Annotated in this window: 15 protein-coding genes and 1 riboswitch; of the genes, 8 read left to right on the forward strand and 7 right to left on the reverse strand. The window is 73.7% G+C overall.

The genetic code is table 11. The annotated features are described in order from the left end of the window. Positions 1-104: 104 nt before the first annotated feature. The 4 genes from ribH to ACZ58X_RS29200 form a co-directional block, all read right to left on the reverse strand. Positions 105-578: a 6,7-dimethyl-8-ribityllumazine synthase gene (gene ribH / locus ACZ58X_RS29185; RefSeq protein ID WP_470336573.1), complete on the reverse strand. Its 474-nt coding sequence runs from the start codon at positions 576-578 to the stop codon at positions 105-107. A 141-nt stretch (positions 579-719) separates the two neighbouring features. Beyond that, positions 720-2,030 carry a bifunctional 3,4-dihydroxy-2-butanone-4-phosphate synthase/GTP cyclohydrolase II gene (locus ACZ58X_RS29190; protein ID WP_470336574.1) on the reverse strand — a complete coding sequence of 437 codons (1,311 nt, stop codon included), beginning with the start codon at positions 2,028-2,030 and terminating at the stop codon, positions 720-722. After that, the gene (locus tag ACZ58X_RS29195) at positions 2,027-2,674 is read right to left on the reverse strand and encodes a nicotinamide mononucleotide transporter family protein (protein ID WP_470336575.1); all 648 of its coding nucleotides are present in this window, start codon (positions 2,672-2,674) and stop codon (positions 2,027-2,029) included. Before ACZ58X_RS29195 ends, ACZ58X_RS29190 begins: the two co-directional genes overlap by 4 nt. Further along, on the reverse strand, positions 2,671-3,384 hold the full coding sequence (locus ACZ58X_RS29200; protein ID WP_470336576.1) for a riboflavin synthase: 714 nt from the start codon (positions 3,382-3,384) through the stop codon (positions 2,671-2,673). The genes ACZ58X_RS29195 and ACZ58X_RS29200 overlap by 4 nt, the downstream gene beginning before the upstream one ends. A 217-nt stretch (positions 3,385-3,601) precedes the next feature. Further along, positions 3,602-3,729: riboswitch (FMN riboswitch) on the reverse strand. 320 nt (positions 3,730-4,049) lie between these two features. On the opposite strand from ACZ58X_RS29200, the gene ACZ58X_RS29205 reads away from it, so the two are divergent. Continuing rightward, positions 4,050-4,295, forward strand: coding sequence for an SCO4226 family nickel-binding protein (locus ACZ58X_RS29205; protein WP_470336577.1), 246 nt, complete (start codon positions 4,050-4,052; stop codon positions 4,293-4,295). Between the two features lie 58 nt (positions 4,296-4,353). Here ACZ58X_RS29205 and ACZ58X_RS29210 read toward each other — a convergent pair whose 3' ends face one another. Continuing rightward, on the reverse strand, positions 4,354-4,668 hold the full coding sequence (locus tag ACZ58X_RS29210; protein ID WP_470336578.1) for an antibiotic biosynthesis monooxygenase family protein: 315 nt from the start codon (positions 4,666-4,668) through the stop codon (positions 4,354-4,356). A gap of 144 nt (positions 4,669-4,812) precedes the next feature. On the opposite strand from ACZ58X_RS29210, the gene ACZ58X_RS29215 reads away from it, so the two are divergent. Further along, positions 4,813-5,508: an MSMEG_1061 family FMN-dependent PPOX-type flavoprotein gene (locus tag ACZ58X_RS29215; RefSeq protein ID WP_470336579.1), complete on the forward strand. Its 696-nt coding sequence runs from the start codon at positions 4,813-4,815 to the stop codon at positions 5,506-5,508. Positions 5,509-5,658: 150 nt separating this feature from the next. Here ACZ58X_RS29215 and ACZ58X_RS29220 read toward each other — a convergent pair whose 3' ends face one another. Continuing rightward, positions 5,659-5,847: a YegP family protein gene (locus tag ACZ58X_RS29220; protein WP_360239883.1), complete on the reverse strand. Its 189-nt coding sequence runs from the start codon at positions 5,845-5,847 to the stop codon at positions 5,659-5,661. 177 nt (positions 5,848-6,024) lie between these two features. Here ACZ58X_RS29220 and ACZ58X_RS29225 point away from each other — a divergent pair, with 177 nt between their 5' ends. The 6 genes from ACZ58X_RS29225 (at position 6,025) to ACZ58X_RS29250 (ending at position 12,370) form a co-directional block, all read left to right on the forward strand. Continuing rightward, positions 6,025-6,441: an HIT family protein gene (locus ACZ58X_RS29225; protein WP_470336580.1), complete on the forward strand. Its 417-nt coding sequence runs from the start codon at positions 6,025-6,027 to the stop codon at positions 6,439-6,441. A gap of 297 nt (positions 6,442-6,738) precedes the next feature. After that, complete coding sequence (locus ACZ58X_RS29230) at positions 6,739-7,647, forward strand: glycoside hydrolase family 19 protein (protein ID WP_470336581.1); 909 nt, start codon at positions 6,739-6,741, stop codon at positions 7,645-7,647. Between the two features lie 19 nt (positions 7,648-7,666). Next, a complete protein-coding gene (locus ACZ58X_RS29235) occupies positions 7,667-8,722 on the forward strand; it encodes a serine hydrolase domain-containing protein (RefSeq protein WP_470336582.1) in 1,056 nt (351 codons plus the stop codon). Between the two features lie 219 nt (positions 8,723-8,941). Further along, a complete protein-coding gene (locus ACZ58X_RS29240; protein ID WP_470336583.1) occupies positions 8,942-9,739 on the forward strand; it encodes a hypothetical protein in 798 nt (265 codons plus the stop codon). A gap of 76 nt (positions 9,740-9,815) precedes the next feature. Further along, positions 9,816-11,000, forward strand: a complete 1,185-nt coding sequence (locus tag ACZ58X_RS29245; RefSeq protein WP_470336584.1) for a thiolase family protein — start codon at positions 9,816-9,818, stop codon at positions 10,998-11,000. Between the two features lie 152 nt (positions 11,001-11,152). After that, a complete protein-coding gene (locus ACZ58X_RS29250; protein WP_470336585.1) occupies positions 11,153-12,370 on the forward strand; it encodes an alpha/beta hydrolase family protein in 1,218 nt (405 codons plus the stop codon). A gap of 94 nt (positions 12,371-12,464) precedes the next feature. Here the strand turns inward: ACZ58X_RS29250 and ACZ58X_RS29255 are convergent, their stop codons facing one another. Further along, a complete protein-coding gene (locus ACZ58X_RS29255) occupies positions 12,465-13,010 on the reverse strand; it encodes a winged helix-turn-helix transcriptional regulator (protein WP_470336586.1) in 546 nt (181 codons plus the stop codon). Positions 13,011-13,095 lie beyond the last annotated feature (85 nt).

Below are 13,095 nucleotides of genomic sequence, written 5' to 3' on the forward strand. Positions count from 1 at the left end.
TCCCCTCCCCCCCCCCCCCCTCTTCCTCCCCCCCCCCCCCCCCCCCCCCCCCCCCCCCCCCCCCCCCCCCCCCCCCCCCCCCCCCGGGACCGTACGGCCTGCCGTCAGCGGGCGTCGCGCAGGGCGACGGCGGTGGCGACGGCGGCGGTGACGGCCTCGTGGCCCTTGTCCTCGGCGGAGCCCGGCAGACCGGCCCGGTCGAGCGCCTGCTCCTCGTTGTCGCAGGTCAGCACGCCGAAGCCGACCGGGACCCCGGTGTCCACGCTGACCTGGGTCAGACCGGCGGTGGCCGCCTGGCAGACGTAGTCGAAGTGCGGGGTGCCGCCGCGGATCACCACGCCGAGGGCGACCACGGCGTCGTAGCCGCGGTCGGCGAGGCGCTTGGCGGCCACCGGCAGCTCGAAGGTGCCCGGGACGCGCAGCACGGTCGGCTCGGCGACGCCCAGCTCCTTGAGCGCCCGGTGGGCACCGTCCAGGAGGCCGTTCATCACCTTGTCGTGCCACTGGGCGGCGATGACCGCGACCTTGAGGTCGGCGGCGCCGTCGATGGTCAGCTCGGGGGCTCCGTGGCCGCTCATGTGTCTACTTCTTCCTGTCCTTGGTACGGGAGTTCGGGGGCTGGCGCTCGGGTGCGGGCGTTCGGGGGCTGTGGTTCGCGGACGGGCGGTCGAGCGCGGGCGGTCGAGCGCGGGCGGTCGAGCGCGGTCGGTCGAGCGCGGTCAGGAGCCGAGGCCGGGCAGGTCGTGGCCCATCCGGTCGCGCTTGGTGCGCAGGTAGCGCAGGTTGTGCTCGCCCGGCGCGATCTCGACCGCCTCACGCCCCTTGACCTTGAGCCCGTGGTCGCTGAGCGCGGTCTGCTTCCGCGGGTTGTTGGTCAGCAGGGTGAGCGAGCGGACCCCGAGGTCCACCAGCATCTGCGCCGCGATGCTGTAGTCGCGGGCGTCCGCGGGCAGGCCCAGGTCCAGGTTGGCGTCGACGGTGTCGCGCCCCTGCTCCTGCAGCTCGTACGCACGCAGCTTGTGGGCCAGGCCGATCCCCCGGCCCTCGTGGCCGCGCAGGTAGAGCACCACGCCGCGGCCGGACTCGGCGACCCGCCGGAGCGAGGCCTCCAGCTGCGGACCGCAGTCGCAGCGCAGCGAGCCGAGGACGTCGCCGGTCAGGCACTCGGAGTGCACCCGCACCAGCACGTCCTCGCCGTCCGGCAGCCGACCGTCCGCGCCGAGGCCGCCGGCCACCAGCGCGATGTGCTCGACGCCGTCGAGGGTGCCCCGGTAGCCGACCGCGGTGAACTCGCCGTGCACGGTGGGCAGGGCGGTGGTGGCGGCCCGGTCGACGTGCAGCTCGGTGCGGCGACGGTAGGCGATCAGGTCCTCGATGGAGATGATCGCCAGGCCGTGCGCGCGGGCGAAGGCGACCAGCTCGGGCAGCCGGGCCATGGTGCCGTCGTCGTTGACCACCTCGGCGATCGCCCCGGCCGGCGCCAGCCCGGCCAGCCGGGCCAGGTCGACGGCGGCCTCGGTGTGCCCGGGGCGGACCAGCACCCCGCCCTCGACGGCGCGCAGCGGGAAGACGTGCCCGGGCCGGGTGAGGTCCCCGGGCTCGGTGCCGGGCGAGGAGAGCAGCCGCACCGTCCGGGCGCGGTCGGCGGCGGAGATGCCGGTGTCCACGCCCTCGCGGGCGTCCACCGAGACGGTGTAGGCGGTGCCCTTGCGGTCCTCGTTGACCTGGGTCATCGGCGGGAGCTTGAGGCGGTCCAGCTCCTCACCGGTCATCGGGGCGCAGATCACGCCGGAGCTGTAGCGGATGGTGAAGGCCATCAGCTCGGGGGTCGCGGCGGAGGCGGCGAAGACGATGTCGCCCTCGTTCTCGCGGTCCTCGTCGTCGACCACGATCACCGCTCGGCCGACCGCGATGTCGGCGATCGCGCGCTCGACCGGGTCGAGGACGAACTCCTCGCCCTCGCCGCCGGGTCGGGTGCCGGGCTCGCCGCCGGGCCGGGCGCTGCCGGGCTGGGTCTGGTTCTCGGTCATGCCGTGACTCCCTGCGGGACGTTGGCGGACGTGGCTCGCGGCTCACGGGTGCTCAGCCACCAGGAGCGCAGGCCGAGCAGCACCAGGACGAAGTAGACGGAGTAGGTGAGGCCCGAGAAGGTGTAGCCGCTGTTGAAGGCGAACGGGACGCCGACCGCGTCGACCGCGATCCAGGCGAACCAGAACTCCAGCCAGCCGCGCGCCTGGGCCACCATCGCGGCGAGCGTGCCGACGAAGATGTAGGCGTCCGACCAGGGGCTCCAGGACAGCTCGGGGTAGGCGGTGAACAGCAGCGCCAGGCCGACCGTGCCGGCCGCGGTGCCGGCCACCAGGACGGCCCGCTCGGACCAACTGGCGAACCGCACCGAGATGGTGCCGGTGTCCCGGCGCCCGCGCCGCCACTGCGCCCAACCCCAGGCGGCGGTGACGATGACGATCAGCTGCTTGCCGATCAGGCCGGGGACGTGGCCCCCGAGGTAGGCGGCGATCAGCACGACGCCGGACAGGAGTTGGACCGGCCAGCTCCACACCGAGCGGCGCCAGCCGAGCGCCAGGCCGGCGAAGCCGAACAGGTTGCCGATCATGTCGGCCCACTTCACGTGTTCACCGAGGACGGTGAACGCCTCTCCGCTGAGCCAGCTCATTCCTTGTCCCCCGTGCTGTGCGTGTTGTGTGCGGTGTGCGTGGTGTCCGTGACCGGTGCGGTGTGCGGCAGGTTCGGGAGGGTGCGCGATTCGAGCAGCCGCTCCACGTACTTGGCGAGCACGTCGACCTCGAGGTTGACGCTCTCGCCGAGGGTCTTGGCGCCGAGCGTGGTCAGCGCGAGGGTCGCCGGGATGAGGCTGACGGTGAAGCTGTCGCGGGCCGCCTCGACCACGGTGAGGCTGACGCCGTCGACCGTGATCGAGCCCTTCTCCACCAGGTAGCGGGAGATGGACTCCGGCAGCGAGAAGCGCAGCACCTCCCAGCGCAGGTTGCCGGCCGCGTCGCGCTCGCCGGGCTCGCGGCTCAACAGCCGCCCGGTGGCATCGACATGACCCTGGACCAGGTGCCCGCCGAGCCTGGCGCCGAGCGCCATCGCGCGCTCCAGGTTGACCGGGGAGCCGGGCTTCAACTCGCCCAGGCTGGATCGGTGCAGCGTCTCGGCCATCACGTCGGCGCTGAACTCGCCCGTCTCGGCGGCCAGTTCCTCGGCACTGTCGACCACGGTCAGACAGACGCCGTTGACCGCGATGGAGTCACCGTGACGCGCGCCGACACGAACCACCGGGCCACGCAGGCGGATTCGCGAGGAGTCGCCGATCTCCTCGATCGACACGACCTCGCCGAGCTCTTCGATGATGCCGGTGAACACCCGGGTCTCCTCGCGCTTGGGGCGCGGACTCCGGGGCGGCAGAGGGAGATGACACGGACGGGCACCGGTGCACAGGGCTGCCGACATGACCCGTCGCCGGGGTGCCGGAACCGCCGGGAGATCACTCGCCCGACCCGGGAGACACCTCTCCCGCCGTTCACCTGACCGTGGTCCGGTCCGGTTCGTGATGGACCACGGATACTGCTCTTCGTCCGCCCGCGCACGCCTCCCATCCGGACTTTAACCGTCGGTCCAGGAATTTCACCTGGTCAACCGGCCGCTGGCTGCGGACGGGTCGCGGACTGTAACCGCCGGTTCGGATTTTCACCGACCCCGGAGTGCGCTGAACGTCACTGCTGATGACGTCATTGTGCCACGCGGGGTGCGAGCCGAGGGAGAGGGTTCCGCTGTGGCCTGTTTCACGGCCTCGCGGGGAATGCGCGGTGGGTCCGGTCCGGCGCCGGCGGGTCCGGCGGGGCGTCGGTGAGTCCGGCACGGCGCCGGTGGCGCCGCCCTGCGCGCAGGGTGACGCTGGTGGTGGGACCGGAAGACCGGCGGGTTCGCGGAGTTCGCACGGTTCGCAGGGTTCGCAGGGTTCGCGGGGCCCGCAGTGTTCGGAAGGTTCTGAAAGTTCGCGGGGTTCGCAAGGTACGGAGGCGAGCGCGATGAAGTTCATGGACGTCCACCGCGGGATGGTCGGGATCACGCCGGAGCAGCTCAAGGCGGCCCACGCGGCCGACTTGGCGGTCGAGGGCGAGGAGGGCGTGCACTTCCAGCAGGCCTGGGCCGACCCGGAGACCGGCACGGTGTACTGCCTGTCCGAGGCGCCGTCCAGGGAAGCGGTGCAGCGGGTCCACGACCGGGCCGGGCACCCGGCGGACGAGATCCACTCGGTGCCCTTCTCGGTGTGACGGTCGGGCGTGGTCGTACCCGGTGCGACCGTCCCGGGGTGTTCGGCCCGGGCCGGGCTCAGAGCGTGGCGGGTGCGGCGATCGGCGTGAAGTGGCTGACCTCCGGGGGGTGCGCGAGGTAGTGCAACTCGCCCTCCGACCAGACCGGCCGGATCCGCCACATCGGCCCGGCGTACCCCCGCAGGGCCTCCTCGTCGCGCCAGCGGCTGACCACGAGCACCCGGTGCCCGCCCTCGGTCACCGAGCGCAACAGTTCACCGCCGAGGCAACCGTCCGTCCGCCCCAACTGCGGGATCACCTGGCTGACCAGGTGCGCGCAGAACTCCTCGATGCGATCGGCCGTGACCTGCCCGGCCCAGATTCTGACGATCACGGCCACCACCTCCGGCTGGCTGGAGTCCCTGGCCCCATTATCAGCGGAAAACCGCTGGTGGGGAGGGGTGGGACGACTCTTTCACGGAGAGTCGGGGAAGCCGGGGGAAGGGGCGCGGGGAGGGCCCTCCGTTAGATTCCCGGTATGACCCTCACACCGGAAGCTCCCGCGCCGTCAACCCCCGCTCCGGACACACCGAACAGCCTGTTCGCCGCCCTCAGCGCGCGTGCCCTCACCGAGCCGGCCCAGCTGCGTGAGGTCTACGAGCAGCCCGGCGACCACGCGCGCCGCAAGCAGGTGGACCACCTCCACGAGGTCGCCCAGCGCCTCATCGCCTGCGCCTCGCTGGTGTTCGTGGCCAGCTCCGACGCGGCCGGCCGCTGCGACGTCTCCCCGCGCGGCGGCCCGGCCGGGGTCGTCTCGGTACTCGACGAGCACACCCTGGCCATCCCGGACGCCACCGGCAACAAGCGTCTGGACACCCTGCACAACATCCTGGAGAACGGCCGGGTCGGGCTGCTCTTCGTCGTCCCGGGGCGGGACACCACGCTGCGGGTCAACGGGCGGGCCTGCGTCTCCACCGATCCGGAGCTGCTGCGGCAGCTGACGGCCGTCGGCAAGCCCCCGCGCAGCGCGATCGTGGTGGCCGTGGAGGAGGTGTACGCCCACTGCCCGAAGGCGCTCATGCGCGGCTCGGCCTGGAAGCCGGAGAACTGGCTGGCGAAGGACGACCAGCCGACGTCGGCGGAGGTCACGCTGTCGCACCTGAGGGACGACTCGCTGACCATCGACATGATCGAGCAGACGGAGCGGGAAGCGCTGCTGTACCGGTACGAGTAGGAGCGGCGCGGTGTGCCGCTGGCCGGCACCCCGGTGTGCCCGTGCGCCGGTGTGCCCGGTGTGCCTGGTGTACCGGTTGATCGGCGCCGGTGCGCCCCGCCGCCGGTCCGGGAGGGCCGGCCGCGGGGCCCCGCTCGCCCCGGCGCCGGGTCAGGCGGCCTTCGGGACGTCGATCACCGCCGCGCCGTCGGCGGCCCGTTGGACCGCCTCGACGCCCTTGTGGGCGGCGTCCTTGCTGACGTAGCCCTGGCCGGTCGCGACGATCTCGCCGTTGCCCGCCTTGAGCCGGAACCGGTACTTGCCGCCGGCGTCCTGGTAGACCTCGAACTTGCCCGACATCCGGGCCACCTCCTCGTGCGGCACGGGTGCGCCGCGTCGATCCGTCCCCCTCCCCCTCGGAGTACCGTGCGCCCGGCGCGGGGGCGGGCGCACCCGGTCGGCCGCCGGACGGGTGACGCCGGGCGGATCCCGGTTTGCGGGGGTGCCGGGGAGGCCGCTGGTGGTTTGAATGGACGGATGGACTGCGTGTTCTGTGCGGTGGTGGCGGGCGAGGAACCGGCGCACCGGGTACTGGACGACGCGGCGGCGGTGGCCTTCCTGGACCGTCGGCCGCTGTTCCCCGGCCACGTGCTGGTCGTACCGCGCGCCCACCACCGGACCCTGGCGGACCTGCCGACCGAGGAGGTCGGGCCGTTCTTCCTGCGGGTGCAGCGGGTGGCGGCGGCGGTGGAGCGGGGGCTGGGCGCGGCGGGCACCTTCGTGGCCGCGAACAACCGGATCAGCCAGTCGGTGCCGCACCTGCACGTCCACGTGGTGCCGCGCAATCCCAAGGACGGGCTGCGCGGGTTCTTCTGGCCGCGGGGGAAGTACCCGGACGAGGCGGGGGCGGCGGAGGTGGCGGCGCGGCTGCGGGCGGCGCTCGAGGAGGGGTAGGGCGGGGGCGGGGGCTCAGTGGGGGCGGGGCGCAGCGGGGATGAGGGGTGCAGCGGGGACGAGGGGCCGGGGGCGGCCGGGGGGCAGCCGGGGGCCTTTTCGGCATTCGACCGGGCACTTCGACCGGACCTCTTGACAGGTATAGACCACTCCGCTTGAGTCGGTGTCGGCCCCGCACCGGCCCGCACCCCGGTCGGCCGTCCCCCACGACGCGCCCCCGCACGGGCCACGGCTCCCCTGCCCCACCAGGTCCCGGTCCCGACGACGTGCGGCCCCCACCGCACAAGGGGTGATGACGTGTCAACCAAACGCCTGCTCGCGCTGCTGTCCACCGTGGTCACGGCGCTCGCGCTCGCGGTGCTCCTCCCGGCCTCCGCCGGCGCCGCCGCCTGCGGCACCGCCTGGAACGCGACCGCCGTGTACACCGGCGGCGCCGCCGTCTCGTACAACGGCCACAACTGGACCGCCAAGTGGTGGACCCAGAACGAACCGCCGAGCACCGGCGGCTCCGGGGTCTGGGCCGACCAGGGCCCCTGCGGCGGCCCCACCGACCCCGGCCCGACCCCCACACCGACCCCGAACCCGGGCGGATTCCCGGTCAGCCAGGCCCAGTTCGACCGGATGTTCCCGAACCGGAACCCCTTCTACACGTACCAGGGCCTGCTCGACGCCACCAGCGCCTACCCCGGCTTCGCGGCCACCGGCAGCGACACCGTCCGGAACCAGGAGGCCGCGGCCTTCCTCGCCAACGTCAGCCACGAGACCGGCGGGCTGGTCTACGTGGTCGAGCAGGACACCTCCAACTACCCGCACTACTGCGACGCTTCGCAGCCCTACGGATGCCCGGCCGGACAGGCCGCGTACTACGGGCGCGGCCCGATCCAGCTCAGCTGGAACTTCAACTACAAGGCGGCGGGCGACGCGCTCGGCATCGACCTGCTGCACAACCCGGACCTGGTGCAGACCGACCCGGCGGTGGCCTGGAAGACCGGCCTCTGGTACTGGAACACCCAGAACGGCCCCGGCACCATGACCGCGCACGACGCGATGGTCAACGGGCGGGGCTTCGGCGAGACGATCCGCAGCATCAACGGCGCGCTGGAGTGCAACGGCAACAACACCACGCAGATGCAGCACCGGATCAGCCTGTACCAGAGCTTCGTGCAGATCCTCGGCACCGTGCCCGGGGGCAACCTGAGCTGCTGACGGGCCCTAGGGTCGGGGCATGAACGAACTCGCGCGCCTCGTGCAGCAGACCTCCGACCGGCTCGCGGGCCGGTGTGTCGGCGTGGTGGTCGCCGGGGTGGCCGGTGGCGCCGTGGAGATCCACGGCGCCGGGCGGACCGGGCCGGGAGGTGAAGTGCCCGGGGCCCGGACGTTGTTCGACATCGGCTCCGTCACCAAGGTGTTCACCTCGCTCGCGCTCGCGCGGCTGGCGCTCGACGGCGTCGTGCGCCTCGACGAGCCGCTCGCGGAGGTGCTGCCCCGTTCGGCGACCGTCCCGGCCCGGGGCGGGCAGGCGATCACGCTCCGGCACCTCGCCACCCACACGTCGGGGCTCCCCCGGCTGCCCCGGGGCATGGTGCTGCGCGCCCTGCTGCGGCCCAACCAGCCGGACCCGTACGCCCATTGCACCGCCGAGCGAATACTCTCCGGGCTCGGGCGGACGCGGCTGCACTCCGCGCCCGGGCGCAACTTCCGGTACTCCAACCTCGGCGCCGGGCTGCTCGGACTGGCCCTCGCCCACCGGGCCGACACCGCGTACGGCGAGCTGGTGGACCGCGAGGTCTGCGCACCGCTGGGGCTGGCGGACACCTGCCTGCGGCCGGACGCCGATCAGTCCGCCCGGCTGGCGTCCGGCCACGCGCCGAGCGGGCGCCCGGTGCCGTCCTGGGAGTTCGCGGCACTCCCCGGCATGGGCGGGCTCCGCTCGACGGCGGCCGACCTCGCGGCCTTCCTGCGGGCGCAGTTGGCGGCCGAGGGCGAGCCGGACGCACCGCTGGCGCCGGCGATGCTGCTCGCCCGGGAAACCAGGCACCGGGTCAATCCGTTCGCGTGGGCGCACCTCGGCTGGCTCGGCCACCGGCTGCACGCCCAGCAGGGTCGACACCTGCAGTTGTGGCACAACGGGGGGACGGGCGGGTCCGCCTCCTTCCTCGCGTTCGACCCGGAGCAGCAGGTGGGGGTGGTGGTGCTGGCCAACTCCCGGCGGTCGGTGGACGAGGCGGGCACCGCGCTGCTGCGGCGGCTGCAGGTGGGGCTCGGCGCGGCCGGGCGCTGACGGGCGGGGCCGCCCCGGCACCCCGGTTCCCCCGCCGACCGGAGTTCCGGTCGCCCCTGCCGAACGGCACCCCCTGCCGCCGGACACACTCCGGCTGTTTCGGGCCAAAGGGTGTCGATTGGCACTGTTCCGGAGGGTGGTGGGCGATCGATCCTGGTGGTCCGACATCCGGCGGTCGCAGTTCCGGTTGGGGAGACCGTCGAGGGCAAGGAGGGCGAAGTGGCGATGCTGTGGTCGCCCGGGTGGGCGTGGTCGTTCGTGGAGAGCGGTCAGGCCTGTCGCGGGCCGGCCGGTCCGCTCGGGCCGGTGGTGCGGGTGCACCGGGCGTTCCGGCCGGTCCCGTGGCGGGCGCGGACGTGGCTGGACACCGTGGCGGTGGTCCTGGCACTGGTGGTCTGCCTGGCGCTCGGCGAGTGGTGGCCCGCGCCCGTGGTGGCAGCCGCGGCGGCGGTGGCCGTGAACGGCTACGCCGCCCTGCGGCCCGCGCCCGGGCTGCGCTCGGTACGGGTCCATGAGGGCGGGCTGGCGCTGGTCGGGGCGGGCGGCGGCGAGCGGCTGCTGCCGTGGGCGGGCATCGAAGCCGTCGAGTACTCCCCCGGCGAGCGGCGCCGGGAGCCCGAACGGATCCGAATATGGCCCGCCGGCGCGGACGAGCCCCTGGTGCTGGCCCGACTGCACGGGCTGGAGGGGTTGGCGCGGGAGGTGGACGAGCTCCTGTCCCCGTGTCTGCGGGCCGCGCTGCACGAGGCGCTGAGCAGCGAGGGCAGCGTCCGGTTCGCCCGGGGGCGGCTGACGGTGACGACCGGCGGGCTGGTGCACCGGCCGCCGCACCCCCTGGTCGCGGCGGAGGCGTACCGGTGGGCGGGGGTGCACTCGGCCCGGGCGTCCGGCCTCGGTGAGCTGGAGCTCCGGACGCGGTCGACGGGGCTGCCGCTCACCCTCCCGGTGCCCAACGCCCGCGCGGCGGCGGAGTTCCTGGAGGACCTCCGGGGCTCGGAAGCCCTGACGGACGCCTAGAGAGTTGGATTCCCAAACCCACCCACCTCTAGTAGGTTTGGTTTTCCAATCCACCACAGAGGAGAGGCGGCCCGCCATGCGCGATGCCGTGATCGTCGAAGCCGTCCGCACCCCCGTCGGAAAGGGCAAGCCGGGCGGCTCGCTCTCGGGCGTCCACCCGGTCGAACTGCTCGCCCACACCCTCCAGGCCCTGATCGGGCGCAGCAGCATCGACCCGGCCCTGGTCGACGACGTGATCGGCGGCTGCGTCGACCAGGTCGCGGAGCAGGCGATGAACACCACCCGCTACGCCTGGCTGGCGGCCGGGTTCCCGGAGTCCGTTCCGGCGACCACCGTGGACCGGCAGTGCGGCTCCTCCCAGCAGGCGGTGCACTTCGCGGCTCAGGGGGTGATCTCCGGGGCGTACGACCTGGTGGTGGCCTGCGGGATCGAGTCGATGAGCCGGGTGCCGATGTGGTCGAACGTGCCGCCGGGGGCGGATCCGTTCGGCGCCTCCGTCGCGGCCCGCTACCCCGGCGGACTGATCCCGCAGGGGGTCGGCGCCGAGCTGATCGCCGCCAAGTGGTCGCTCACCCGGGAGGCCATGGACGAGTTCGCGGCCGGGTCGCACGCCAAGGCCGCCAGCGCGCACGCGGAGGGCCGGTTCGCGGACGAGCTGATCCCCGTCCCGACGCCCGACGGCCTGGTCACGACGGACGAATCGGTGCGCCCGGGCACCACGGCCGAGGTCCTGGCGGGGCTCCGTCCGGCCTTCGCCGACCCGGCCTACGCCGAGCGCTTCCCGCAGATCGACTGGTCGGTCACGGCGGGCAACAGCAGTCCGATCAACGACGGCGCCTCCGCCGTCCTGATCACCAGCAGCGAGACCGCCGCCCGGCTGGGGCTGCGCCCACTGGCCCGGCTGCACTCCTTCGCCGTCACCGGGTCGGACCCCCTGCTGATGCTCACCGGCGTCCTGCCCGCCACCGAGAAGGTGCTGCGTCGCGCCGGGCTCTCGCTCGCCGACATCGACCTGTTCGAGGTCAACGAGGCCTTCGCCAGCGTCGTCCTGGCCTGGCTGCAGGAGACCGGCGCCGACCCGGTCCGGCTCAACGTCAACGGCGGCGCCATCGCCCTCGGCCACCCGCTGGGCGCCAGTGGTACCCGGCTGATGACGACCCTGGTGCACGAACTGCGCCGCAGTGGCGGGCGGTTCGCCCTGCAGACCATGTGCGAGGCGGGCGGCCTGGCCAACGCCACGATCCTGGAGGCGGTCGCCTGACGCGAACTCACCGGCACCGACCGGCTCCGGTCGGCCCTCCCGCCGGCCCCGGCCGCCCATCCCCTAGGGGCTGCCGGGGGCCCGCCCCGCAAGGGATCAGTACCTCTCTGAGTGGACGTCAGTTCGACCGCCGGCGACCTACCGTCGCTCGTATGAGCCGACACACGAGCCGACTTCGCACCACCGCCGCAGTCGCAGCCCTGCTGCTCGCCGTGCCCCTGTCCGTCGCAGCGGCGGCACCGGCCCTGGCCGCACCCGCCGCGCCGGTCGCCGCCGCTGCCGGTGCGGCCGGCACCTCCGCCGCGGCCGGCACGCCGAGCGCCATCCACCTCGAACTCCCGCGCCCGACCGGGCCGTTCGCGGTCGGGCAGGAGGTCCTGCACCTGGTCGACGAGAACCGCCCGGACCCGTGGGTGCCCTCCGCCGGCCCGCGCCAGCTGATGGTCACGATGTACTACCCCGCCCACGCCGGGACGGGCAGCCCGGCCCCGTACATGACCGCCGCGGCCGCCCGGCTGCTGCTGGACAGCAAGCTCCCGGGCAACACCGTCCCGGCCGGGGCCGTGACCGGCACCCGCACCTGGTCCAGGACGGACGCCCGCCCCCAGGGCGGCCACTACCCGCTGGTGGTCCTCTCCCCCGGCTTCACCATGCCGCGCGCCTCGCTCAGCAGCCTCGCCGAGGACCTGGGCAGCCGCGGGTACGTGGTGGCACTGGTCGACCACACCTACGAGAACACCGGGACCACCTTCCCGGACGGGCAGACGCTGCCCTGCGTGGAGTGTGGCAAGCTCACCACCCCCGAGGCCTGGAAGGGCCTGGACGAGAGCCGGGCGAAGGACGTCTCCTTCGTCATCGACCAGCTGACCGACCGCCCCCACCCCGCCTGGCGCTACGCCCGCATGATCGACCGCGACCGGATCGGCATGGCCGGGCACTCCGCCGGCGGCGCGGCCAGCGTCCCGGCGCTGGTGACCGACGACCGGATCCGGGCGGGGGCGGACCTGGACGGCACCATGGACTACGAGGTGCCCGAGTCCGGGATCGGCGGCAAGCCGTACCTGATGATCGGCCACCCGCTGCCCGGCGCCGAGGACACCAGCTGGACCGACAGCTGGCCCCGGCTCGACGGCTGGAAGCGGTGGCTGACCGTCGACGGCACCGACCACGGCAGCTTCACCGACTACCCGCTCTTCCTCAAGGCGCTCGGCGCGCCCCAGCCCCCGGAGACCACCATCACGGGGCAGCGCGCCGTCGAGCTCACCCGCCGGTACGTCGGGGCGTTCTTCGACCTCCAGTTGAAGGGCATCGACCAGCCGCTGTTCGACGGACCGAACGCCGCCGAGCCGGAGGTCCATTTCCACTCCTGACCGGGTGCGCCCGAGGGGCCGTCGGCGCGCTGCCGGCGGCCCCGTCGGCTCCGTGCACACCGCCCGGCGGTGCACACCGCCCGGCGGCGCTCCGCTAGGCGGCGGAGGCGGCCGCCGAGGCGATCGGTTCGAGGAGCGGGTGCGGGCGGACCAGGGCGCGGGAGACCGGGTCCTCGCGGTGGCCGCCGGCGTGGGCCGGGTTGGGGCGCATGGTGACCTCGGCCGGGGGGACGGGCCCGCCGCCGCAGCCGGGGCAGGCGCCGATGAGGTCGAGGTCGGTGCCGCAGGGGAGGTGCGCGAACAGGTGGTGCGGGCCGCCCGGGGTCGCGTGCCGGCCGCCCCAGCGGCTCAACTGGTAGAGCGGGCCCCAGAGTTCGAGGCCGGTATCGGTGAGCAGGTAGCCGTGGCGGAGCGGCGCCTGCTGGTACGGCTCCTTGCGCAGCACCCCCGCCGCGACCAGGGCGTTGAGCCGCGCGGTCAGGACGGCTCGCGGGATGCCCAGGTGGGCGAGGAAGTCGTTGAAGCGCTGAACGCCGTAGAACGCGTCGCGGACGATCAGCAGGCTCCAGCGTTCGCCGACCACCTCCAGGGCGCGGGCCAGTGCGCAGTCCTGCAGTTCGTAGTCCGTTCCCAGCGCCATGCGGGCCAGCGTAGTCCACGGCCGAACTGGGTTCAATGAACAGACTTTCGGTGGTAGCGTCCCACTCGAGACGAAGGTTCATTCA

This window comes from Kitasatospora sp. NPDC040550, assembly GCF_055594965.1.